The following is a 21,013-nucleotide window of genomic DNA, read 5'->3' on the forward strand; positions in this document are numbered from 1 at the left end:
CATGGATAAGTGGCTTGAGGTGGCTCCGGAGCGTCCGACAACCGAAGTGACGGTTGATGTGACCTTCCTCGAGCGCCTCAGGCGCCTCTGCCAGGCCGGGTTGTCTGGCCCGAGGGCTATCGTCTGGAGCGATGGCATCCTGACATCCCGGATTACCTCGCGCTTTACCGCCTCGTTGGTGCGCCCCATTGCTGGTGGATGCGCTATCTGATGCCCAAAGCGACGCTGCACCGCATCATCGCATCATCTCATACCTATATCTGCCGCCTGCTGGGACCCGAAGGTGTGACGGGATTTTTCGAACTCGACCTCGAAAAGCCGGAGACACCCTATCTGTCCTATCTCGGCCTCGTTCCCGAGGCCCAGGGCAAAGGGCTGGGCAGGAAACTCCTGAAAGCGGCAATCCAGCAAGCGTGGCAGAAAGAGACCCGTGTGTTACGTGTCAACACCTGCACGGCCGATCATCCCAATGCCCTGCCTACCTACAAGGCCGCTGGCTTCGTGCCGATCATGGTCGAACAGGAGCATTGGAGCATCCCTGACGATCTGGGCCTCGTCCTGCCCGAGCACCTGCGTCACCAGGTGAACTGAACGCTCAGACGTATATTCGCGGAGGGCATGCCGCTTTTGTCTTGCCCCTCTCCTGCAGAATGTGCTCTATGCCGCCTTCCCCTGCCGGACGAAGGCATCGTCCCGGCTATACCCGAGCCTTGTGGAAGAGGCGCTGACCCGACCGGTTGCGGTCGACAGTTGGGTTGAAGCAATCCGAAGGGAGCACATATGCCCTTGTATGAAAGCGTGCTTATCGCACGTAACGATATCTCGCAGGCGCAGGTCGAAACCCTCGTCGAGCAGATCGAAACCCTCCTCACCCAGGATGGCGGTTCCATTGAGAAGCGCGAGTTCTGGGGTCTGCGTTCGCTCGCATACCGCATCAAGAAGAACCGCAAGGGCCATTACGTTCTTCTCGGCCTGAATGCCCGTCCGGACCAGATCCGCGAATTGGAGCGTCAGCTGAGCCTGAACGAAGATGTTCTGCGCGTTCTCACGCTGCGCGTTGAAGAGATCACCCAGGACCCGTCTCCGATCCTGTCCCGCAAGGGCGATGATCGTGGCGATCGCGGCAATTTCCGTGGTGGCAACTCCAAGCCTGCTGGTCGTTTCGACAGCGGCCGTGGCGGCCGTCGTGGCGACGATCGTGAAGAATACCGCGCCCGTGAGGGTGCCGAGATGGATGCGGAGTAATCGCGATGTCTGACGAGAACACCAACGAGATCAACCCGGCCGCCCGTCGCATCGCCGTCGGCGCCCGTCGTCCGTTCTATCGCCGCCGCAAGTCCTGCCCGTTCTCCGGCCCCAACGCGCCGAAGATCGACTACAAGGACGTGCGTCTGCTGAGCCGCTTCCTCTCCGAGCGCGGCAAGATCGTTCCGAGCCGCATCACGGCGGTTTCGGCCAAGAAGCAGCGTGAGCTGGCGCAGGCGATCAAGCGCGCCCGCTTCCTTGCCCTGCTCCCCTACGTGATGAACTGAGGAGACAGGCATGTCACAGACTGAAGTCATCCTGTTGCAGCGCGTTGAGCATCTGGGCCAGATGGGCGAAATCGTCCGCGTCAAGCCCGGCTATGCGCGCAACTTCCTGCTGCCGCAGGGCAAGGCGCTCCGCGCCAACGCCCAGAACCGTCAGCGTTTTGAAACCGAGCGCGCGCAGCTTGAGGCTCAGAACCTCAAGCGTCGTGAAGAGGCCGAGCGTCTTGCTGAGCGTATGCATGGCCTGAGCGTCGTCATCATCCGTCAGGCTGGTGACAGCGGCAGCCTCTACGGCTCCGTTACCACGCGTGATATCGCGCTTGCCGTGACCGCATCCGGCCTCACGGTCGGCCGCAACCAGGTCGTTCTGGTTGAGCCGATCAAGATGCTGGGTCTGGTCGAAGCGCGCGTCGATCTTCACCCTGAAGTGTCGATCCCGGTAACTGTCAACGTCGCCCGTTCGGAAGAAGAAGCCGAGCGTCAGGCACGTGGCGAAGCCGTCGTCGCTGAAGAGGACGAATACGTTCTCGAAACCGAAGTCGAGGGTGACGAATCCGCGATCGAAGGTGAAGTTGAAGGCGCTGCTGTATAATAGACACCGCGTTTGACGACTGAATACGAAACCCGGCGGCCTCAGGCAGCCGGGTTTTGTTTTGTCTGCCTCTGTTGACGACCGCCCGTTTTGGACGTTCAAATACTTGAACTGTCTGAAAAAGATCGGGGTCTACCATGGCATTTCTGCTTGATCAGGTATTGAAGCGATTCATCAAGGCGGGTGCTCTTGATGTGATTCTGCCAGTGGCAGGAAGCGGCACTACGAAGGCAGGCTGCCGGGGCCGTCTGCTGCCATTCACGTCAAGACCGACAAAGCACTCAAGGCGCTTCTGCTCAACTCGGGACTCGCCTTCGGCGAGGGCTGGATGGATGGCGAGATCGTAGCTGTCGGTTGCGCGCTCGAGGATGTTCTGGGTGTGCTGATGCTCAACATCCATGACAGTCATCATTTCCTGAACAGGCTGGAAGAAAAAGCGCGTTTTATCACCCGGTTTTTTAGGCAGTGGAACAATCAGCGTCGGTCCCGCAGCAATGTGGCCCACCACTATGATCTGAACGGCGCGCTCTACGATCTTTTCCTCGACGAAGACCGCCAATATTCCTGCGCCTACTTTACGTCAGAAGATATGACACTCGAAGAGGCGCAACGCGCCAAGAAGCGCCATATCGCGGCTAAGCTGTGCCTCAACCGGCCAGGGCTTGAAGTGCTCGATATCGGCTGCGGCTGGGGGGGGATGGCGCTTACTCTGGCGAAGGATTACGGGGCGAGGGTGACCGGCATCACCCTGTCGCGAGAGCAATTGCACGTGGCGCAGCAGCGTGCAAGCGAGGCGGGTCTCGAAGGTCAGGTGCAGTTCCTGCTCATGGATTATCGCAAGCTCACCCGCAAATTCGACCGTATCGTCTCCGTCGGTATGTTCGAACATGTTGGGATCGGTCAGTACGACATCTATTTTCGCACATTACGTAAAGCGCTCAACGCCGATGGTATCGCGTTGATCCACTCGATCGGCCGCATGGACTGCCCCGGTTCGACCAATCCCTGGATCGATAAATACATCTTCCCCGGTGGCTACTCGCCTGCGCTGAGTGAGGTGCTTCCGTCGATAGAACGCGCAGGGTTATGGATGACAGATTGCGAGATCCTGAGGCTGCATTACGCCAGGACGATCAAGATCTGGCGTGAGCGTTTTGCCGCCAATCGGAAGAAGATCGAGGCGCTTTATGATGAGCGTTTCTGTCGCATGTTCGAATTCTATCTGACAGGGGCGGAACTCTCCTTCCGCCTGCAGGGGCACATGAATTTCCAGATCCAGCTCTCGCCCGATCTGAATGCTGTGCCACTCACGCGAGACTATCAGTATCGCGGCGAGTAAGGCCTCGGGGTTGGAAACGTGAATATGGCGTCAGTCGGGAGGGAGAAGGGTGGCTAAAACCGTCCAGCTCGGGTGAGCAGTAACGATAAGTAACAGTTCAAGCTCTCGGAATCGTGATTCCGTGTTTCGCCGTGTCACGATCTGTGTCGCAATTAGCGAATGAGACCTATTCGCAATAGAAAAGTACTGAGAGCGGTTCGGCCCTCTCGCTCCGTCCTTGTTGCCTCTTGCGTGACCACGCTCGGCTTCGCAGGCTCTCCCGACGCTCTGGCTCAGAGAGGGGGGACGGAGACGGGCGGTATCGTTGCCCGGAGCAGTCCTTCTGTAGACTCGAAAACGGTAATAGCCGCAACGTCCCGGGGAAAGGGAACGCTCCAGCCGGCCGGCACGAGCCGACGCAAGGCGGGCAAGGAACTGATCACCGTGCGCGGTGAACGCGGATCCTACGCGGCTACCGATAGCAGTATGGGCGATAAAAGGGCCATGCCCTTTCTGGAGCAGACGCAGACCACCAATGTCGTCACGCATCAAACCCTGGTGGATTTCGCGCCTCAGACCATGGAAGACATGGCGAAATACGTTCCCGGCATGGTCGTCGGTAATAATTTCGGCGGAACGCAGGACTCTCTGATCAAGCGTGGCTTTGGCTCGAACGATGATGGGTCGATCCTGCGCGATGGCGTGAGAATGCCGGTCGGCCGCAATTATCAGGGCGATACGACAGAGCGCGTGGAGGTGCTCAAGGGGCCAGCCTCGCTTTTCTATGGCATGCAGGAGCCGGGTGGTGTGATCAATGTCATCACCAAAGCCCCCGACTTTCATCGGCTGGGCGCCAATTTCGGCACGCAGTGGAGTTCGTTAAGGGGCGGCAATGGCCATCTGGATTTCACAGGCCCGCTTGGTCGGGATTTCGCCTTTCGTCTGATCGGTGGTTTCCGCAATGAGAATTACTGGCGTAATTTCGGCGCTAACAAGCAGGTCCTCGTCGCGCCGACGCTCAACTGGCGTCATGATCGCTGGGACGGGGCGCTGTCTTACGAGTTCGCCGATTATCACAATGTACTGGATCGTGGCGCCGTGTTTGTTGGCAATAACCCAGTCTCCGGTCCGCAGAAGCGCCTGGACGAAGCCTGGACGGCCTCTTTCGGCGCCCGTCATCTCATTGCCTCGCATCTTGGCTACCGGCTGGGAGCGCATGACCGGTTGAGGCTGTCGGGCGGCTATAACAGGGATGATTATCACGATCGACAGGCTGATCCCTCCAGCTACAATCCGCGCACCGGGATCCTGATGCGACGCTATCGCTCCAATAGCGGGACGCTACGCGCCAATGGCAGCGCGGCACTGGACTATATTGGCACCCACGAACTTTGGCGCATGAAGCATGAAATCACCGCCGGGGCCGATTATGAGAACCGCAACCAGGATCAGGGCGCCTTCTATCAATCGGCCAATCAGGGCGGCTTCAACCCGTCCAGGCCTGTCTATGGCGGCCTCGCCCCGACAGGCCGACTCAACCCGGCAAGCAGCAATCTGCAGCAGAATATCAACAGCGCCTCGGGGTATCTGAAGGATAATATCCATCTCACGAAGAGCCTGATAGCGAGCGGAGGCGTGCGTTATCAGTGGTTTGCTTTGCGCTATGGCAGCGGTATTCCCTTTGTAGAGACGGCGAATGCCTCCTGCACTAAGCCCTTGCCCTTTGCCGCGCTCGTCTGGCAGCCATTCAGGAGCGTTTCTCTTTACGGCGATTATTCACAGTCTTTCGGTGCCAACCTTCTCTCTGCCGGTACGGTTCTTCAGGGCGGATACAAGCGACAACCGGGCGCGAGTTCGAACTGGGTGCCCGCTACGAAAATCACGGACTTACAGCAGATGTGGCGCTCTATCATATCCGCAAGAAGAATGTGCTTCAGACGGCAGGGCTGGACACCAACGGCAACATGATACAGCGGCTGACGGGGCTTGCTGGATCGAAAGGGTTCGAAGCGAGTCTTACTGGCGCTCTGACCCGCCATTGGAATGCAATCCTGTCCTATGCCTGGACAGATGCCCGGACCTTGCGGGACGCGCCCGAGACAGAAGGATATCAATTGATCGGTGTTCCCAAGAACAGCGGCAGTATTTTCCTGACCTGGAACGGTGCCTTGCCGTGGTACAAAATCGCGATGCGGGCTGGCGGCGGTGTGCAGCTTGTCGGCACGCGTGCGGCGACGCTCGACAACAGTTTTCAGGTTCCGGGCTACGGCACGGTTGATGCCTTTGCGTCATGGACAGTACCGAAACTGTTTTCACGCCAGGTCAGTTTGCAACTCAACGCCGTCAATCTGCTGAATCAGGGCTATATCATCACCCCGACAGGGTCGGCTTTTCGCAATAGCTGGGGGCAGGGTCGTAGCTTCGCTGTCGCGACAAGCATTGCGTTCTAGGTTTTTTTTTGGAGAGCGAATGGTGCGGAGTGAGGGCGCTGGTCGCGCTGATTTCGGCCAATTCGTCATGGGGCGCTGATATGCGCGTGGCCGCTTGGGGGGGGTATCAAAAAGGGCGCTACCGGGCAGAATGCCCGTCAGTGCCGACAGCCTGATGCAGCGAGGTAGAGGAGGCATTCCTCCTTTGCTGGCTGCTCTCAGGCTTGGAGCGTGCTGAAAGCGCGTTGCGGCTCCATCCGGATGCCAGGCCGCGCTTTCGACAGTTCCTCGTCGTCTCCCCTCCGAGGAGGGGGGCGGCTCAGCTCAGCTTGAGCGAAACAGCCGACGTCTTGCCGTTACGGCCGACTTCGGTGTCGTAAGAGAGCGCCTGGCCGTCTGCGAGGGTGGAAAGATTGGCCTTCTCAACTGCCGAGATGTGCACGAACACGTCATCGCCACCGGCATCCGGCTTGATGAAGCCGAAGCCCTTGGTTGAGTTGAACCACTTGACGGTGCCTGTTGCCATAACAAGGCTCCTTGATAGTACGACGGGCACGCAGAAAAATTTTGCGTGCAGACATGCTCCTGCGAAACGAATCGAAATGCCACATGCATTCGACCTTTCGGGCAAGTGCACCCGTCTTGGTCCTGTATGGGCGCTTGCGGCAGGTAGTGCAAGCGCCTCTCGCTATCAGTTTCCCGTGCAGACCAGTTTTGCCAGCGTCGCGAATTCGTCGATCGAAAGCGTTTCTGCCCGGCGGGTCGCGAGAATACCCGCTTTTTCGAGCAGGGCCTCACCCCCTATCGGCCTGAGAGAGGCGCGCAGCATCTTGCGTCTCTGGCCGAAAGCCAGATGGGTGACATGCTCCATTGCCTTGAACAGCGCGGCTGAGGGTTGCTCCGCCTTGGGTACAAGATCGACCACGGCCGACTCGACTTTGGGGGGCGGTGAAAAAGCTCCCGCAGGGACCTTCATGACCACATTGCAGGTTGCGCACCACTGGGCGATCACGCCGAGCCGACCATATGCCGATGTGTCGGGAGCGGCGCAGATGCGGTCGGCCACTTCAAGCTGGAACATCAGCGTCATGCGTTCCCAGAGCGCAGCCTGACGCAACCAGCCGATCAGAAGGGGGGTGCCGACATTATAGGGCAGGTTGGCCACGATCTTGCGCGGCGCAGGGCAGAGTGTCGCCGTATCGAGGCTGGTGGCATCCGCCTTGACCAGAACCAGCCTGCCATCGGCATGAGCAACAAGCTCATCGAGCAGAGGCCAGGCGCGCTGGTCGATTTCTACCGCATGTACGCATCTGCTGGTGTCGAGCAGGGCTCTTGTCAGCCCGCCTGGCCCGGGGCCGATCTCGACCACATGACGCCCAGCCATGTCGCCCGCGAGGGAAGCGATCCGGGCAACGATGCCCGGATCGAGAAGAAAATGCTGACCGAATGATTTCTTAGCGTCGAGGCCATGGATACGTATGGCGTCGCGCAGGCTGGGAAGGGTCATCCCTGACCTGACGCAGGTTTGCCATGCGGCTTTTTGGCGGGGGCCTCGTCGTCGCCTGGCGCGTCGTCAGGCGATTTGGCGGTTGCGGCCTTGTCGTCCTTGCGCATCTCAATCACCGAACGACGCTCGAGGTCGCGTTCGAGCTGGCGTGACGCCTGTTCGACGCGCTCATTCATGAGGCTATCGGCGATTTCGCTCGGGCTCTGCTGGGCGATGTTCTTCTGCCCGCGAGAGCAGATCGTTAGCAGGGCGATACCATCGGTGGAAACGAGCGGGTGGCTCGACTGGCCGATGGGCATGTCGGACAGAACCTGACGCATCTGCGGATTGAGCCGTTCCAGCACGAGCTGACCGCCCGGATCGGAGGGATGCTTTTCCCCTAGAGAATGGTTGAGCGCTTCCATCGCGTCACATCCATGGACAGATTGCGCGGCAGAAGACGCCTTTTGAAGCGTCATCTTCTGCTGGTCCGTCGGATTCTGCGGGTTCAGGGGCGACGAGAACGGGAAGAAAGCCTGACGCACGGTCACCATGGTCACGTTCTGATGACCGATAGTGCGCTTGCCATTGACCGTGACGATCACATAGCCGCCCGCCACCTTGACCGGGTTGGAAATGGCACCGATCGGCATCTGGCGCACGATTTCCACCACAGGCGGATCAAGGCTGTCTTCCTGCACCCAGCCCATCGTACCGCCATCGAGTGCGGTCTGTGCCTGGGAGAACTGTGCCGCCACGATTGGGAAGGGAGCACCATTGCGCAGCTGGGTAATGATCGTCTTGGTGAATTCGAGTTCCGTTTCCGAGTGGCGCGGATCGGCCACAGGAATGAAAATCTCGCTCACATTATACTGCGCGCGGCCCTCTTCGGCGCGAAGGGCTTCTTCGCGCTGGGCGATCTCGCGCGCCGTGATGCGGCCACGCCCTGAAATTTCCTCACGCAACACCTGCATCCAGCCGATCTGGACACGAATCTGGTCGATCAGCGTGGTGAGCGACACCCCGTCCTGAGCCAGTCGATCGCGCAGGGCATTCTTGGGCATGCCGTTGCGGGATTCGATATTGTTGATGGCCTGGGCGATCTGCTGCGGCTCGACATTGATGTGACGCTTGAGAATTTCCTGGGTCTTGATGCGCTCGTCGGTCAGCTGGCGGATGATCTGCGGGCGCAGACGCTGCATCAGATCGGGGCTGATATTGAGCCCTGTCGACAGAGCGAAAAGCTTGCCACGGTTATCGACATCGCGCTCGGTCAGAACCTGCCCATTGATCGTGCCGAGAATGGCATCTTCGGGCGGAGTGACCGGCTCGACCACCGAGCCATGCCCCGGGTGTGCACGCTGGGTCTGCCCGTGATGCGTCGGAGCCGCCTGCGCGCCAAGCACGGGAAAGGCGAGCAGCGCCGTAAAGCCGAGAAGCGTCGTACGCATCGACCGGGAAAAACCGGAGTGCGGGGCAGCCCGAAGGATGGGGGCAGAAAAGCTCATTGCGCGTCCGTCAGCCATTGATTCCGAAGGTACCGATCGTCTTGAAGGTGAGATTGAACAGCACGGTCGTGTTGCGCTGCTGGCCACCGATCGAGGTATATTGCTTGATCGCAAGGATGTCCAAGCCGAAGCAGTCGTTCGAATAGCCGATATCGCCGCCAAGGCTGACGAACTCTTTGCGCGAGAGCGACCGGCGTCCATAGACCGAGGCGTGGTATTGCTTCCACGCGGTCGATACGCCAGCCGTCACTTCGTTGGTCTTCGTATAATAGACCTGCGTGGGGCCATTCAGACGGTAATTCGTCGCGTAGAAATAATATGGCGTGACCGGCTCGTAGATATAGCCCGCATTCACATGGAATACTGGTACGCCGACGCTGACGAGCCCTTCACCGTAATCGAAACTCTTGCGCCACGGATCGTAGCGCCCGCGCGCTGTCAGGTCGAGATACTGGTTGGGGCTGACACGAACACGGGCCACAGGCGAAGAGAGATGGTGGTCCAGGCCCGAATAGGCCATGCGGTTATGGGTAATATGCTGCTGAATGCTTTCACCCACCAGAAAATCGACCACATGACCGCGCCACGTCCAGTTGCCATGCACGCCTACATTGCCGCGTAACCCGCCATCAAGGCGATCCGTGCCGGTATAGCGGTTGAGCGAGAACAGCGTGCTATCGGTAAACTCGTATTGCAGGCTGTCTTCGTTCGGGATCATGCGGGTTGCACTGTTGCCCATATTGGGAGCTGCGATCGCCTGAACGATGGGCTCCAGAATCTGGGAGCCATGCCCGTGGGCGAAGCGACGCATGAACGGCCAGTTCATTTTCAGAGCAACTGTCGGCAGAACCCAGCCGGTCGTATGCGTGCCTGTCGAGGTATAATAGAGCGGCTGCTCGGTGAGGTGGCTTGCCTGATAGACCGTGGCGTCCACCCGAGCCGTCAGAAGCCAGATCTGCCCAAGAACGTTATGGAACGGGCGGTTCCAGTTCATCTGGATCTGCCCGCGCTGGTCACGCGTGCCTTCAGGACGATAGACGTTGAAGTCGTTCGTGTTCAGCGAGAACGTCCCGCCCAGTGGATCGGTCTGCGCCTGAAAGGCGTAATTCAGACGCGGCAGGACGAAGGGCAGATTCGTGTTGCGGATGACGCCCTGGTTCAGGCCCTGATAGAACTGCCCATCCAGTCGGGTGTATGACCCGACCCCGAATCCGTCGATATAGGCTGTCGATTGCAGTGTTTCGTTGCCGTAGCCGGTAATGCGGTAGTCACGCATGTAGTTGGCCGACGATGCCAGATTGACGTTGGCGCCAGCCCGCCAGTGATCGTCGAGATCGAACACGGCACTGCCGCGTACATAACCCTGAATGCCGTTGTCGTTAGTGCCGTCCACCGTGTTGCCAAAGGTGTTGACGTAGCTTCCTTCCTTGCGCGTGCTGTAGGCAACACCGCCGGTAAAGTTGATCTTGCCGAAATTGAGCTGGTTTCGATACTGGCCGCTTACCTGTGGCCCCGTGCGGGTAGAAACCAGCCCCTGAACGGTCAGATCCTGCTGGTCGTCGATCGCCCAGAAATAGGGGATGGTGAAATAGGTGCCCAGATAGCGATCATGCGGGTTGATGCCCGGCATGAGAAAGCCGCTCTGTCTTTTAACACTCGGGTCTGTCATCGAGAAAATCGGCAGGTAAACGATGGGAACGCCCAGCATATCCAGATAGGCATGGCTGAAATTGATGCGCTTGTGCTCGGTGTCCTGCGTCGCGTTATAGGCGCGCAATTGCCAGAAAGGCGCGCGCGACGGGTCCTTGGCGCAAATTTCGCAGGCCGTATAAACGGCCTTGCCCATGTCGTTGATCTTGCCATTGGTGCGGCGCATGCCATTGGCCGCCATCTTGGCATTGTCTTCCATGCGCAGGAAAATCGCCCGCGCAACACCATCATGCATGCCGTTGCTCAGCTCGACATAGCTGGCATAGCTGGTACTGCCGTCAGGCTCGACCATGGCTACATGGCCGGTGGCCGTCATGACGCCGGTATTGCGATCATAGACGATCTTGTCAGCGCGCATGGCATGTTCGCCCTGCCAGACCTGCACATTGCCCGTCCAGGTCGCCACGCCCGAGCGGGTGTAGCTCTCCTGATCGGCCAAGTAAGTAACCGGGTCGGATTGAGCAGAGGGTTTGCCTACGGCAACTTTCGGGCCGGTCTGGCGCTGCATCGTTGCATCGGCTTCGGGTATGAGGCCGAATGTCGCGGTACCAGCCAGCATGGACGCAGCCAGCCAGGACTTGCGCCTTCTATGCGCAACGCGCCGTTTCGACATCAACCATCCTCCAGATGCAGAAGCAAGCTACCGCCAAGCAGAGACCTGCGCCAGTCGGCGCCCAGGCCGCCATGACAGGCGGAAGAGCACCGGATTCACCAAACTGCGCTGCCACCTTCGAAATGGTGAAAAGCGCAAAACCCGCAGCGATTCCCGAGCCAAGCATGCGCGCCACACCGCCGCGCCGCGAGGGGCGCATGGAGAACCCAGCCGAGACGAGTGCCATTGTACCGCACAGGATCGGAAGAGCTAACAGAGTCTGGAAGTGCAGTCGATGCCGTATGGATGAAAAACCCGACCGTTCCAGAAGGCGTATGAAACCGGGCAGGGACCAGACCGAGAGCGTGTCGGGCGAGGCGAAGCTCTGTTCAACACGGGTCAGGGAGAGATTGGTCGGCAGGAGGTAGTCACCGATGCGTGTGGGCAGGTGATTGGGGCGCACGGTTGCCGCATCCTCCAGCTTCCAGGCGCCCTCGACCAGCTCTCCACGGGGCGCTTCGATACGAATGACGAGCTGATCGTGTGTGTCGAGGCGGAAGATGCTGATGTCGTTGATGCTCAATCTGCGATCATGCATGAAAACGCGACGTGCATGCAGAATAGCCACACCCTTGCTGCCTTCATCGTCGTCGAGCTGGCGTAGCCAGAGTGCTCCTCCATTCAGCGAGAGTGGCCCCCCGCCGGTCTTGAGATAGGCCTCGTCCAGAAGTTCGGCCTTGCGAAACATAGACGATGAGAGTGGCGACAGCGCGAGCGTGCCGAACGTGCCCATCAGAATGGCGCAGGCCAGAGGTGCGGCGAGAAACTGCCAGGCCGAGATGCCGGCAGCACGCGCGACGATCAGTTCGGACGATCGCGTGAGACGCCAGAAACAGACGATACCACCCAGCAGGATGCCGAACGGCATGATCATGATCATGAAATAGGGCACATGCAGCCCGGCGATCTCTGTCACGAGGCTGGTCGGCACATCCGGCTTTGTTGCTACGCGCCGAAGCAGATCGATAAAGTCGAAAAGCGAGACAAGTCCCGTCAAGGCGGCAATCATGGCCAGGGCGAAGAGCGTGAAAATGCGCGAGATGTAGATCGACAGCGTAACCGATACGCCAGCCGAACTGCCCCTCATCAGGGCGAGGGGACTACGTGCCATGGGTCTTCTTTCGCGCGGTTCTCACGCTTTCAGAGGCAAACAGCCAGTAGCTGCATGCAAGGGCCGGCACGACGGCGACGATCCAGAGCAGGGGGACCAGGCCGAGGTTACGCCCTGCGAGATTTTGCAGCATCAACGATGCGGCCATCAGCCCGACGACCGACAGGATGGCGGCCAGAGGTCGCTTGACATTGCCGTGACGCGAAAAGGCGCCGCTCAGCACGGCGACAAGAGCAATCATGCTGAACGAGAAAGTTGTGAGTGGCGCCGTCAGACGTCGCCAGCCTTCCACAGCAAACTTGCCCCAATCGCGCTGAGAGACATATTGCGGGTCAGGGTGGAACAGCTCGGGAAGTGACATTTCAGAAGCGTCACGCACTTCGGTTTCGGCCTGTTTCCTGCTTGAGAGGTCGATCGAATTTCGTTCGAATGTCAGTACGTTGAGCCGCCCCGTATGATGGTCGATTTCCTGGCGTGAGCCGTTGAACAGCACGACGCGTGGCTGGTTGTCGATGACCACCATATTGCCGCGCTCGGCAATGATCGTCGCGCGGGCGTTCGGCAGGCGGTCGTCCTCGACGAAAACGCCATGCATCTCACCACTGCGGTCGCGCGTACGCACGTAAACGGTCATATCTTTCGACAACTGGGTGAAGACGCCATCCTGCAGCAGGAAGGCTGCCATGCGATTTCGGATCTCGAACTCATAGCGCCTGAACGCATGGTAGGAGACGGGCACCAGCCATAGATTGAGAATATAGCCCAGTATCGTGGTGATGAGTGCGCAGGCCATGGCAGGGCGCGCCAGCTGGAATGGCGATAATCCGGCAGCCTGCATAACCGTCACTTCGCGATCGCCTGCCATGCGCTGATAGCCGAACAGCACAACCAGAAAGGTCGTGATCGGCAGAATGACAGCCAGGAAGGACGGGATCATCAGGGAGGTAAGCTGGATGAACACCCGAAGGGAGAGCCCACGATCTACCACGAGCGATACGAAGCGCAGCGACTGCATCAGCCAGATGAGGCGATGGCGCCACTTGTGATGCCGAGCAATCCGAGAAAAAGCTGACGCAGGACATAGCGCTCGCGCAACAGCAGATACGGGCGACGTTGGGGGCGTGAAGCCGAAGCAGACATAACTATTGCCCTTAGCGTTTCGCCGGACTTGCCGAAAGCTGCATCTTGTTACGAAGTCTTCTGATCAGTGCGGCTGACGCAGCCATCGATCGCTCGCATGCCGACTGTGGGCGACATAGAACCCGCCCAGTAACCCAACCACAGCAACGATGGCGGTCCAGAATGATGGACGGATGATCAGCAGGGAGACAGAAGGGGCGCCCACCAGACCGATAAGGGCACTCAGCGCGGTTTCACGCCGGGTCGGACCGAAATGGCGCACGGCGTGACAATTAGGACACTCTTCGTCGGTGCGCTGCATCTTGCCGCGACAAACCGGGCACAGCACGATCGTCTCCTGCGCGGGGGGGCGCGGCACGGGCAGATAATTCCCGGTTATAATGGATCGCTGTCGGGGCAGGGGGGAGAGACGCACCATGGAACCGCTCTTGCCGTTATCGAAAAGGTTTTTGCAACAGCAAAATGGCAGCATCGTGCCCATCATGTCTCAATGACGCTTTCTCCGAAGACGGACGGTACTGTTTCGGGAAAGGTGAAAATTCAGAGCGCCTGATCATGCTCCCCTGCGGCAATGCGGGCCTCAACAGCTAGGCGCCAGGCGCATCGGAGGGCGCCGAGTCGAGAGCCTTGCGATACAAAGCGAGGCTGTCGGCCGAGATATGGCCGTCCTGCTGGGTCTGAAGCTCGGCGATCTGCACAGCCAGTTCGGGTATGAAGTGGGCTGACAGCGCCTGACGATAGGCGCGCAGCGCGTCAGCGGGGCGGTTGAGCGCCTCATCGACCTGACCGAGCAGAACAGACTGACGCACATAATCGGGGTCGTCGGGCGTCATGTTTGCGACCTGCCTCGCGAGTTTCTCGAAAAGCGCCTGCATGGCGGGCGGCACGGCGAGTGTCGTGGCCCTGTGAGGCTGAGCGGGCAGAGAGGGGTGGCCATTGGTGAGATAGAGCGCGAAGCCGAAGCACGGCAGAGCCACCAGTAGCAAGGCGAAACGCAGCTTCTGGTGCGGCTGTGCCGTCAGCTCAGCTTCTGCAAGTCGGTCTGCTGCCAGAATGCGTCGTTGGATTTCAAGTTCGGCGCGGGCTTTTTCGTCGTCACCAAGCAGGCTGTTTTCACGATCGCGGTCGAGATCGCGCAGCTGATGACGGTAGAGGGTAAGCGCGGAAAGCCGCGCGCTGACCGGGGCGGTGACGGCCCTTCGCCCAGGCAGGAGCAATGCCAGAAGCGGCAGCAGGATGACGAAGCTGGGGATGAGAAAGCCGAGCCAGTTCATCGTGAAATATCCTGCTCGCGAAGAATTTCGGCAAGACGCTTCTCTTCCCTTTCATCAAGGGGCTCGGTGCTGCGAGGGCGGCGCAGCATCAGCGCAGCCAGTATCCCTCCGAGGGCGAGAGCGAGAACCGGCATCGCCCAGAGCAGAAGGGTCGAGGCGGTAAAGCGGGGTTTCAGCCTGATGAATTCGCCATAACGCTGCGTCATCCAGGCCATGATCTGCTGGTTGCTCTCTCCGCCAGCCACATGTTGACGCACGACATGGCGCAGATCGCGTGCCAGAGACGCCGAACTGTCTTCGATCGACTCGTTTTGGCAGACCAGGCAGCGCAGTTGCGCGCCTATCGCTTCAGCCCGCTTTTCCTGTGCCGGGTTGGGCAACATCTCGGACGGATCATCGAGGGCGAGCGCGGGCAGGGCCAGAACGCCCAGACCGAGCGCCAGGCAGGCAGAGACAGCGAGTTTCTTCATAGGGCAGCGTTCGCCAGCGGCAGGATTTCGCGACGAAGCAGCGTTTCATCGAGTGCCGAAGCGCCATGCCAGGCTATACGGCCGCCGGGCAGGATCAGAAAGCTCTCCGGAACGCCGCTCACCCCCCAATCGATGGCGGTCATGCCGGTCTGATCGAGCGCCACCCGCGTATAAGGCGAGCCGTCGCGGGTGATGAAGCGACGGGCATCTTCAGGCTTGTCTTTATAGGCAATGCCCCAGAGCGGGATCTGGCGCGCGATCCCCCTCAACGCTGCCATTTCGGCGACACAGGGGATGCACCAAGAGGCGAAGAAATTCACCAGAACAGGTCTGGCATTCTGACTGAGCGCGGCGGCATCGAACCCGTCACCCGCGCCTGAAAGACCGGGCAGTGCGAAATCGGGCACGATCGCGCTGCCCTTGTCCCGGCGTATGGCATGAGGGTCGAAAGAGCCGTCCTGCATGGCGGTTAGCATTTTCCAGCATCCGAAACCAGCTAGTCCGGCCCCGGCGACCGGCAGGGTCATGAGCAGACGTCGCCTTGTCGAAATCGTCATGAGCGGCCTTCCTGAACCATGGGAGCGGGATCTTTTCCATCACGCGCCTTTCTCGGCGCTCCGAAGCGGTGGCGTCTGTCGGTGAGAGAGAGGGCGCCACCGAGAGCCATGATGACGCCGCCTAGCCAGATCCATGGAGCGAGGGGGTTGTTATGCAGGCGCAGCACATAGCGCGCATCGGTGCCGGACCCGTGACTTTCGCCCAGGGCGGCATAGAGGTCGCGCAGAAGATTGGTGCGAATGGCGACGTCGGTGGTCACCTGATGCTGGCTCACAAAGTCACGTCGCGAGGGATGCAGTGTGGCGATCACATGGCCGTGGCGTGAAACCGTCAGATCCGCCACGAGCGCCTTGTAATTCGGCCCGGTCTCTTGCCGGACCGACATCAGGCGCCAGTCGAGCGTGCCTTGTTGAAGCGTCTGGCCGATACCGATCTCGACGACAGCGTGATGTGCCTGAGACATGCCGGTGATGCCCAGTACCGTGACCCCCATGCCGATATGGGCGATGGCACTTCCCCAGATGGCGCGCGGCAGGCGGCGAAGGCGCTGGCGCATGACGGTCACGCCATCGCGCAGGCCAAGACGCGCGGCCAGATCGGTCACGCTCGCCATGATCACCCAGAGGGCAGCGGCAGCGCACAGAGCGGGTAAAATGCCGTTCAGCAGAAAGCTGCCGACGATCAGCGCCAGCAGCGCGATCGCCCCTGCCATCCGCAGGCGGCGCAGCAGGGGGCGAAGATGGCCGCGCTTCCACGGCAACAACGTTCCAAGCGCCATGGCGCCCATCAGCGGCAGGGCCAGGGGTATGGTGGTAGCGTCAAAAAAGGGTTTGCCGACAGAGAGCGTGCGCCCGGTCAGGATCTGCATGAAGGGTGGATACATCGTGCCGGTCACGACCACGGCGCAAAGCGCACAGAGCAGGATATTGTTGAGCACCAGCCCGCCCTCTCGCGAGATGGGCGCAAAAATTCCTCCGGCTGTAAGGCTGGGGGCCCGCCAGGCAAAAAGCAGAAGCGATCCGCCAATGACCAGCGCCAGCAGGCCGAGAATGAAGACACCCCGTGCCGGATCATTGGCGAAGGCGTGAACGGAATTCAGGATTCCCGAGCGCACGAGGAAAGTGCCGGAAAGTGAAAATGAGAAACTGGCGATGGCCAGCAGCACGGTCCAGATACGCAGCGCGTCGCGTTTTTCGACCACGATGGCTGAATGGACCAGCGCCGTCCCGGTCAGCCAGGGAATGAGCGAGGCATTCTCGACCGGATCCCAGAACCAGTAGCCGCCCCAGCCGAGCACATAATACGACCACCACGAGCCCATCGCGATGCCACAGGTCAGAAAGCACCAGGCGGCGACGGCCCAGGGCCGCACCCACCGTCCCCATGCTGCATCGACACGGCCCTCGATCAAGGCGGCTACGGCAAAGGCGAAGGGCACAGCAAAGCCGACATAGCCGGTGTAGAGAACGGGGGGATGAAAGGCGAGGCCGGGGTCCTGAAGCAGGGGGTTCATGCCCTGTCCTTCTGCTGGTGCAGGCCAGATGCGTGCAAACGGGTTCGACGTCAGCAGGCAGAAAAGCTGGAACCCTGTCGAGACTCCGCCGAGAATGGCCAGAACGCGCGCTTTCAGAACCAGGGGCAAGCTCCGCCCCAGCAGGGCGACGGCCCCGCCGCACAGGGCGAGAATGAGGGCCCAGAGCAGCACCGACCCTTCGTGATTGCCCCAGACGCCGGTGATTTTATAGAGAAGCGGTTTGCTCAGTGCTGAGTTGGCGGCGACATTCTGAACCGAGAAATCATCCTGCACCGCACAGGCGATCAGGCTGATGAAAGAATAGGCCAGGGCCAGAAATTGGGCGAAGGCCAGACGCGGCGCGAGATCGAGCAGGAAACGTTGCCCGCGCCAGGCCCCCCAGAGGGGCAAAACGCATTGGGTGAGTGCCAGAACGCAGGCGAGTGCGAGAGCGTAGTGCCCCTGTTCAGGTCCAAAAAAACTGCTCATCGACCGCCCGAACCACCTGTTGCCCCACGGGCCATGCTGTTCAAACTCTCGCTCGATGGTGGCTTGCCGAATCTCGGGTCCCATTTGCCGCTGCGTTGCAGGGCATCGGCGACTTCCTTGGGCATATAGGTCTCGTCATGCTTGGCCAGAACTTCCGAGGCGATGAAAGCGGAGCCGCGTTGATAGGTGCCAAGGGCTACGACGCTCTGCCCTTCGCGGAAAAGATCGGGAAGAATCCCCTCATAACGCACATCGATGGCGGCCTGCCCGTCCGTGATCTCGAACAGGTTGACGGGGGTCTGCCCGTCGATGCTGCGCTTGAGAGACCCTGCGACTACCATACCCCCGAGACGGATCACCCGATCGGAGGCGGGGGGAGCCTTGAGGATCTGCGACGGCGCCATGAAAAATACGATGCTGGACGAAAATGCGTTCAGAACCAGCCCGGCAGCCACGGCGAAAGAGGCCAGACAGGCCAGGACCAGCCAGAGGCGGCGGCTCTTGCGGGTCATACGTCGTGTCTGGCGGCCTGTCTGGCGGTGTGCCGCTCCGGTTGGAGAGGAGGGTAACGTCATGAACCCGGCCTTTTGCGCGCATCATGGCGTTCGAGCAGGGCCAGTTGCGTGGTAGCGCGGCGCAGGCGTAGGGCAAGCTGAACGCTCAGCCAGAGAATGGCGAGCAGCGCAAAGCCGTAAGAGGCGGCGATATAGGGCCAGTGGGTGTGAAGATTATGGATCATGCAGCATCGCTCAGAGGGCGGGCGCGTCTGGTCAGCATCTGTTGGGCGCGTGTCTCGAGAATGGCGGCTTTCACGCGCCCTGTCACGAGTGCGGCAAATCCGGTCGAAAAGCCGATCATGCAGAGCGAGAGCGGCAGCAGCATCGAAGACGGCATGGTCGGTGCGTGGGTAAGGGTGATGCTGTCAGGCTGATGAAGTGTATTCCACCAGTTTACGCTGAACTTGATGATCGGCAGATCGATCACTCCGGCAATCGCCAGAACAGCGGCGGCACGATAGCCGCGTTGCGGGTCGTCGAAAGCCTGAATGAGCGCGATATGACCGAGATAAAGAAAAAACAGTACCAGCACAGAGGTCAGTCTCGCGTCCCAGACCCACCAGGCGCCCCACATGGGCTTGCCCCAGAGAGCCCCCGTGATCAGGCAGAGCGCCGTCACCACGGCGCCGACCGGCCCGATTTCGACAGCGGCGAGATCGGCGAGAGGATGTTTCCAGACGAGTGACAGCACACCGCACAGCGCCAGCGCGGCGTAGCTGCCGAGGCCAGAACCGCCATCGGGACATGCAGATACATGATGCGCACCGCATCGCCTTGCTGCCAGTCGGCGGGGGAAAAGAGCACTGCCCAGATCAGGCCTATGGCGAGAAAAAAGCAGGAGGTGACGCACAGAAACGGGAAGAGCCAGCGAGACAGACGCAGAAAGCGACCGGGATTGGCAAAGCGATGCAGGAAGCCTCCCTGCACGGGCCGCCCTGGCAGGGTTTGATGCGTCGCTTTCGTCACTCTTGGCCTCTCTCCTGCGGCGTTCGGTCATGGTATAGCCCGATAACGTCCCCGTCCGATGCAGTTTTTTCGATCGGAATTCGTTTTGATACGGCAAAAAAATCGACGGGGGGAGCAGGCTGGAACAATTAATCTGGCCGTTCGCGACAGGCTTGGCCGATGGAAGAGGCGCGTTGATGCAATACTGGTTGATCAAATCCGAGCCAGAAACGTTTTCCTGGCAGCAGCAGGTTGAAAACGAGGTCGAACCCTGGACAGGGGTGCGTAATTATCAGGCGCGTAACAACCTCTCATCCATGCGCTGTGGCGACCTGGCCTTTTTCTACCATTCTGTCTCCGACAAGGAGATCGTCGGTGTGGTCGAGGTGGTGCGTGAGGCCTATCCCGACCCGACTGGCGAGGGCGGAAAATGGGTTTGCGTCGATGTGAAGGCGCGTGGCGCGTTTGCCAATCCGGTTTCGCTTGCCATGATCAAATCTGATCCAACCCTCTCCGAAATGGCACTTTTGCGTCAGTCGCGTCTTTCCGTAGCGCCGGTGCGCGAAAGCGAGTGGGAATATCTCTGCCAGCTCGGGCAGTGGCAGAAAAACTAGCTGGCCCGCGAGTTTCCCTGTGCGTCAGGCTTGCAGCGGCGCGGAAAGGGCTTTTTCGAGCACCGCCGCGATGCGCGCCGGGTCGTCCGGGCGGAGTGTGGCAAAACCGATCACGAGTCCTTCCTGCGGCGTGGTGAGGCAAAGGCTGAAAGCCGGGCAACGCGATACCCCGCTTCGGCCAGTGCTTTCTGACTACGCGATTCACTCCCTTTTTTTTCGAAACGCAGACCCAGTTGTACACCGCCGCGCGGCCGGGTGACCGAGACACCCTCGCAGCTGCGCAGCGCCTCATAAAGCGCTTCGCCACGGGCCTGATAGAGCCGCGCAATATGGCGCAGATGCCTGCGGTACTGGCCCGATTCCATCAATTCCGACAAGGCCAGCTGGGCGTGCAGATTGGCGGCGCACCCCATGCTGCGATGTGCCGCACGCATCGGGTCGATCAAGCTTGGGGTACGACCATCCAGCCGAGCCTGAGGCCTGGCAGCAGCGCCTTTGAGGCTGAGCCGAGATAGACGCATTCGGCGCCCCTGCCATGGGCGGCCAGAGCCGCGATTTCTCGACCGTGCCAGAGGAATTCGCTGTCGTAATCGTCTTCAATGATCAGCGCGCCGTGATTGCGCGCATGTTCCAGTAACGCGAGGCGTCGCTCGATCCCCATGCGTCCGCCAAGCGGATACTGGTTGGAGGGCGTGATATAAACGAGGCGCGCTTCCTGCGGCAGCGCCTCGATCTGCATGCCATGTCTATCCACCGGCACGGGGTAGAGAGTCGCGCCAGCTGCCAGAAAGCTGGCCTTGGCGCCGACATAACCGGGGTCTTCGATCGCGATAGTGTCCCCCGGATCGGTCATGATCTGGGTGACGAGCGTGAGAGACGCCTGCGTGCCGGGGGTAATCAGGATCTGCTCTGGCGTGACGGTCAGACCGCGGTCGCTGGCCAGACGCGCGCAAAGCGTTTCACGCAGAGCACGCGCACCATGATAGCTGCCATACCCCGCTTCATCGCCACGGGCCTGTCGTGCCTGACGGCGCAGGATCTGTGCCCAGAGATCGGCGGGAAACTCGTGCTCGTCAGGCAGGCCGGGGCCAACCGGCCCGATTCTGTGGCGTAGCTCG

At 60.3% G+C, this 21,013-nt stretch carries 21 protein-coding genes and 4 pseudogenes; 9 read left to right on the plus strand and 16 right to left on the minus strand.

Features of this window, described 5'->3' with window-relative positions:
* The first annotated feature begins 1 nt into the window (after window position 1).
* The 8 genes and pseudogenes from JCM25414_RS18980 to JCM25414_RS26630 all read left to right on the plus strand — a co-directional run bounded on the left by JCM25414_RS18980 (window position 2) and on the right by JCM25414_RS26630 (window position 5,889).
* Window positions 2-211, plus strand: coding sequence for a hypothetical protein (locus JCM25414_RS18980; RefSeq protein WP_035443083.1), 210 nt, complete (start codon window positions 2-4; stop codon window positions 209-211).
* The gene (locus JCM25414_RS18985; protein WP_051535806.1) at window positions 211-591 is read left to right on the plus strand and encodes a GNAT family N-acetyltransferase; all 381 of its coding nucleotides are present in this window, start codon (window positions 211-213) and stop codon (window positions 589-591) included. Before JCM25414_RS18980 ends, JCM25414_RS18985 begins: the two co-directional genes overlap by 1 nt.
* A gap of 189 nt (window positions 592-780) precedes the next feature.
* Entirely contained in the window at window positions 781-1,245 is a 465-nt protein-coding gene (rpsF, locus tag JCM25414_RS09705; protein ID WP_023977643.1) for a 30S ribosomal protein S6, read from the plus strand.
* A 5-nt stretch (window positions 1,246-1,250) separates the two neighbouring features.
* Window positions 1,251-1,532: a 30S ribosomal protein S18 gene (gene rpsR / locus JCM25414_RS09710; RefSeq protein WP_023977644.1), complete on the plus strand. Its 282-nt coding sequence runs from the start codon at window positions 1,251-1,253 to the stop codon at window positions 1,530-1,532.
* Window positions 1,533-1,542: 10 nt separating this feature from the next.
* Window positions 1,543-2,121 carry a 50S ribosomal protein L9 gene (gene rplI, locus JCM25414_RS09715; RefSeq protein WP_025841514.1) on the plus strand — a complete coding sequence of 193 codons (579 nt, stop codon included), beginning with the start codon at window positions 1,543-1,545 and terminating at the stop codon, window positions 2,119-2,121.
* 137 nt (window positions 2,122-2,258) lie between these two features.
* Window positions 2,259-3,460: pseudogene (locus JCM25414_RS18990) on the plus strand (class I SAM-dependent methyltransferase).
* 423 nt (window positions 3,461-3,883) lie between these two features.
* Window positions 3,884-5,407, plus strand: a complete 1,524-nt coding sequence (locus tag JCM25414_RS18995) for a TonB-dependent receptor (RefSeq protein ID WP_159101742.1) — start codon at window positions 3,884-3,886, stop codon at window positions 5,405-5,407.
* A complete protein-coding gene (locus JCM25414_RS26630; RefSeq protein ID WP_081775869.1) occupies window positions 5,299-5,889 on the plus strand; it encodes a TonB-dependent receptor domain-containing protein in 591 nt (196 codons plus the stop codon). The genes JCM25414_RS18995 and JCM25414_RS26630 overlap by 109 nt, the downstream gene beginning before the upstream one ends.
* 298 nt (window positions 5,890-6,187) lie before the next feature.
* Here the strand turns inward: JCM25414_RS26630 and JCM25414_RS09730 are convergent, their stop codons facing one another.
* From JCM25414_RS09730 to JCM25414_RS19025, 14 genes and pseudogenes are all read right to left on the minus strand, one after another.
* Window positions 6,188-6,394 (minus strand): cold-shock protein, encoded by a 207-nt coding sequence (locus tag JCM25414_RS09730; RefSeq protein ID WP_025841515.1) that lies wholly within the window; start codon window positions 6,392-6,394, stop codon window positions 6,188-6,190.
* A 165-nt stretch (window positions 6,395-6,559) separates the two neighbouring features.
* The gene (gene rsmA, locus JCM25414_RS09735; RefSeq protein ID WP_025841516.1) at window positions 6,560-7,375 is read right to left on the minus strand and encodes a 16S rRNA (adenine(1518)-N(6)/adenine(1519)-N(6))-dimethyltransferase RsmA; all 816 of its coding nucleotides are present in this window, start codon (window positions 7,373-7,375) and stop codon (window positions 6,560-6,562) included.
* Window positions 7,372-8,805 carry a peptidylprolyl isomerase gene (locus tag JCM25414_RS19000; protein WP_148301042.1) on the minus strand — a complete coding sequence of 478 codons (1,434 nt, stop codon included), beginning with the start codon at window positions 8,803-8,805 and terminating at the stop codon, window positions 7,372-7,374. The genes rsmA and JCM25414_RS19000 overlap by 4 nt, the downstream gene beginning before the upstream one ends.
* A gap of 67 nt (window positions 8,806-8,872) precedes the next feature.
* Window positions 8,873-11,185, minus strand: coding sequence for an LPS-assembly protein LptD (locus JCM25414_RS09745; protein ID WP_025841518.1), 2,313 nt, complete (start codon window positions 11,183-11,185; stop codon window positions 8,873-8,875).
* Window positions 11,185-12,311, minus strand: a pseudogene (lptG, locus tag JCM25414_RS19005) (LPS export ABC transporter permease LptG). Before lptG ends, JCM25414_RS09745 begins: the two are co-directional and overlap by 1 nt.
* A gap of 13 nt (window positions 12,312-12,324) precedes the next feature.
* Window positions 12,325-13,475: pseudogene (gene lptF / locus JCM25414_RS19010) on the minus strand (LPS export ABC transporter permease LptF).
* 64 nt (window positions 13,476-13,539) lie between these two features.
* Window positions 13,540-13,893: a hypothetical protein gene (locus JCM25414_RS19015; protein WP_148301037.1), complete on the minus strand. Its 354-nt coding sequence runs from the start codon at window positions 13,891-13,893 to the stop codon at window positions 13,540-13,542.
* 169 nt (window positions 13,894-14,062) lie between these two features.
* A complete protein-coding gene (ccmI, locus tag JCM25414_RS19020) occupies window positions 14,063-14,749 on the minus strand; it encodes a c-type cytochrome biogenesis protein CcmI (protein ID WP_051535809.1) in 687 nt (228 codons plus the stop codon).
* Window positions 14,746-15,219, minus strand: coding sequence for a cytochrome c-type biogenesis protein (locus tag JCM25414_RS09770; RefSeq protein WP_025841520.1), 474 nt, complete (start codon window positions 15,217-15,219; stop codon window positions 14,746-14,748). The genes ccmI and JCM25414_RS09770 overlap by 4 nt, the downstream gene beginning before the upstream one ends.
* Window positions 15,216-15,776: a redoxin domain-containing protein gene (locus tag JCM25414_RS09775; RefSeq protein WP_035443086.1), complete on the minus strand. Its 561-nt coding sequence runs from the start codon at window positions 15,774-15,776 to the stop codon at window positions 15,216-15,218. The genes JCM25414_RS09770 and JCM25414_RS09775 overlap by 4 nt, the downstream gene beginning before the upstream one ends.
* Entirely contained in the window at window positions 15,773-17,779 is a 2,007-nt protein-coding gene (locus tag JCM25414_RS09780) for a heme lyase CcmF/NrfE family subunit (protein WP_025841522.1), read from the minus strand. Before JCM25414_RS09780 ends, JCM25414_RS09775 begins: the two co-directional genes overlap by 4 nt.
* Entirely contained in the window at window positions 17,776-18,291 is a 516-nt protein-coding gene (ccmE, locus tag JCM25414_RS09785; protein WP_025841523.1) for a cytochrome c maturation protein CcmE, read from the minus strand. The genes JCM25414_RS09780 and ccmE overlap by 4 nt, the downstream gene beginning before the upstream one ends.
* 59 nt (window positions 18,292-18,350) lie before the next feature.
* A complete protein-coding gene (locus JCM25414_RS22475; protein WP_081775870.1) occupies window positions 18,351-18,518 on the minus strand; it encodes a heme exporter protein CcmD in 168 nt (55 codons plus the stop codon).
* Window positions 18,515-19,278, minus strand: a pseudogene (locus JCM25414_RS19025) (heme ABC transporter permease). The gene JCM25414_RS22475 and the pseudogene JCM25414_RS19025 overlap by 4 nt, the downstream one beginning before the upstream one ends.
* A gap of 200 nt (window positions 19,279-19,478) precedes the next feature.
* Between JCM25414_RS19025 and JCM25414_RS09800 the strand changes: the two are divergent.
* Window positions 19,479-19,895 carry an EVE domain-containing protein gene (locus tag JCM25414_RS09800; protein WP_025841524.1) on the plus strand — a complete coding sequence of 139 codons (417 nt, stop codon included), beginning with the start codon at window positions 19,479-19,481 and terminating at the stop codon, window positions 19,893-19,895.
* 110 nt (window positions 19,896-20,005) lie between these two features.
* On the opposite strand, the gene JCM25414_RS21775 is transcribed toward JCM25414_RS09800, so the two are convergent.
* Entirely contained in the window at window positions 20,006-20,329 is a 324-nt protein-coding gene (locus JCM25414_RS21775) for an aminotransferase-like domain-containing protein (RefSeq protein ID WP_159101744.1), read from the minus strand.
* Window positions 20,330-20,337: 8 nt separating this feature from the next.
* Window positions 20,338-21,013: aminotransferase-like domain-containing protein (locus JCM25414_RS21780; protein ID WP_148301039.1), on the minus strand; the 676-nt coding region annotated here is incomplete at its 5' end.

The organism is Asaia platycodi JCM 25414, from assembly GCF_000614545.1.
Taxonomy (GTDB): domain Bacteria; phylum Pseudomonadota; class Alphaproteobacteria; order Acetobacterales; family Acetobacteraceae; genus Asaia; species Asaia platycodi.

Bases quoted from the DNA above. Each gene is read 5' to 3' on its own strand.
- JCM25414_RS09730 (WP_025841515.1), bottom strand. From the start codon at position 6,394: ATGGCAACAGGCACCGTCAAGTGGTTCAACTCAACCAAGGGCTTCGGC.
- rpsF (WP_023977643.1), top strand. From the start codon at position 781: ATGCCCTTGTATGAAAGCGTGCTTATCGCACGTAACGATATCTCGCAG.
- JCM25414_RS19000 (WP_148301042.1), bottom strand. From the start codon at position 8,805: ATGCGTACGACGCTTCTCGGCTTTACGGCGCTGCTCGCCTTTCCCGTG.
- JCM25414_RS18985 (WP_051535806.1), top strand. From the start codon at position 211: ATGCCCAAAGCGACGCTGCACCGCATCATCGCATCATCTCATACCTAT.
- JCM25414_RS22475 (WP_081775870.1), bottom strand. From the start codon at position 18,518: ATGATCCATAATCTTCACACCCACTGGCCCTATATCGCCGCCTCTTAC.
- JCM25414_RS09745 (WP_025841518.1), bottom strand. From the start codon at position 11,185: ATGTCGAAACGGCGCGTTGCGCATAGAAGGCGCAAGTCCTGGCTGGCT.
- JCM25414_RS09775 (WP_035443086.1), bottom strand. From the start codon at position 15,776: ATGACGATTTCGACAAGGCGACGTCTGCTCATGACCCTGCCGGTCGCC.
- rsmA (WP_025841516.1), bottom strand. From the start codon at position 7,375: ATGACCCTTCCCAGCCTGCGCGACGCCATACGTATCCATGGCCTCGAC.
- ccmE (WP_025841523.1), bottom strand. From the start codon at position 18,291: ATGACCCGCAAGAGCCGCCGCCTCTGGCTGGTCCTGGCCTGTCTGGCC.
- ccmI (WP_051535809.1), bottom strand. From the start codon at position 14,749: ATGAACTGGCTCGGCTTTCTCATCCCCAGCTTCGTCATCCTGCTGCCG.
- JCM25414_RS09770 (WP_025841520.1), bottom strand. From the start codon at position 15,219: ATGAAGAAACTCGCTGTCTCTGCCTGCCTGGCGCTCGGTCTGGGCGTT.
- JCM25414_RS21775 (WP_159101744.1), bottom strand. From the start codon at position 20,329: ATGCGTGCGGCACATCGCAGCATGGGGTGCGCCGCCAATCTGCACGCC.
- JCM25414_RS09800 (WP_025841524.1), top strand. From the start codon at position 19,479: ATGCAATACTGGTTGATCAAATCCGAGCCAGAAACGTTTTCCTGGCAG.
- JCM25414_RS18980 (WP_035443083.1), top strand. From the start codon at position 2: ATGGATAAGTGGCTTGAGGTGGCTCCGGAGCGTCCGACAACCGAAGTG.
- JCM25414_RS09780 (WP_025841522.1), bottom strand. From the start codon at position 17,779: ATGAGCAGTTTTTTTGGACCTGAACAGGGGCACTACGCTCTCGCACTC.
- rplI (WP_025841514.1), top strand. From the start codon at position 1,543: ATGTCACAGACTGAAGTCATCCTGTTGCAGCGCGTTGAGCATCTGGGC.
- rpsR (WP_023977644.1), top strand. From the start codon at position 1,251: ATGTCTGACGAGAACACCAACGAGATCAACCCGGCCGCCCGTCGCATC.
- JCM25414_RS19015 (WP_148301037.1), bottom strand. From the start codon at position 13,893: ATGGTGCGTCTCTCCCCCCTGCCCCGACAGCGATCCATTATAACCGGG.